Genomic DNA, 910 nt, shown 5'->3' on the forward strand with positions numbered 1-910 from the left:
ATGAGGCTGGCACAGCCACCCTGGAAATTCGCCATGCACTTTGACCTGATCGACCTGCGCCTGTACCTGCACATCCTCGACACCGGCAATATCACCGCCGGCGCCGGCCGCAGCCATTTGTCCCTGGCCGCCGCCAGCGCGCGGATTCGGGCGATGGAAGCGTCGCTGGGCGTTGCGTTCCTCGAACGTGGCCGCCGTGGCGTCACCCCGACCCCGGCAGGCAAAGCCCTGGCCCGTCACGCCCGCCTGCTGTTGCAGCAAGCCGAGCACCTGCAACAGGACCTCGCGGAGTACGCCAACGGCGTCAAAGGCCAGGTGCGCCTGCTGTGCAACACCACGGCCCTGAGCGAATACCTGCCGGAACTGCTGGCGGACTTTCTGCGGGAACACCCCAACCTCGACATCGACCTGCAGGAACGGCCAAGCCTGCGCATTACCCACGCGTTGCGCCAGGGCGCAGCAGACCTGGGGATTATTTCCGATGCCGTGGACACCCACGGCCTGCAAACCCTGCCCTTTCGCGACGACCCCCTGGCGCTGATCATGCCGCTGGACCACCCTTTGGCCGGGCGTGCCGTGAGTTTTATCGACAGCTTGCAGCATGACTACGTGGGCCTGGCCGCCAACAGCGCGCTGGCGGTGTACCTGGAAGAACAGGCGTTGCACGCCGGCTTTCGCTTGCAGACACGCATCCGCGCAGACAGCTTTGATGGAGTGATTCGCATGGTCGCCCGGGGCGCGGGGCTAGGGATTGTGCCCCTGGCCGCACTGGAGCGCTGGCCGTTGGAGCGACGTTTCAAGGCCCACCCCCTGACCGAGGAGTGGGCCTGTCGCAAGCTGCTGTTATGCGCCCGCGCGTTCGGACAGTTGCCCGGTTACGCCACCCAACTGCTAAACGCCCTCTCCTCCT

At 65.9% G+C, this 910-nt stretch carries 1 protein-coding gene; it reads left to right on the top strand.

Annotated elements, in window-relative coordinates; all coding sequences use genetic code 11:
- Window positions 1–33: 33 nt before the first annotated feature.
- Window positions 34–910 (top strand): LysR substrate-binding domain-containing protein (locus HX855_RS23520; RefSeq protein WP_177089514.1); only part of this gene is annotated, 877 nt, incomplete at its 3' end.

The sequence above is a fragment of the Pseudomonas sp. IPO3778 genome (assembly GCF_013386825.1).
GTDB lineage: Bacteria > Pseudomonadota > Gammaproteobacteria > Pseudomonadales > Pseudomonadaceae > Aquipseudomonas.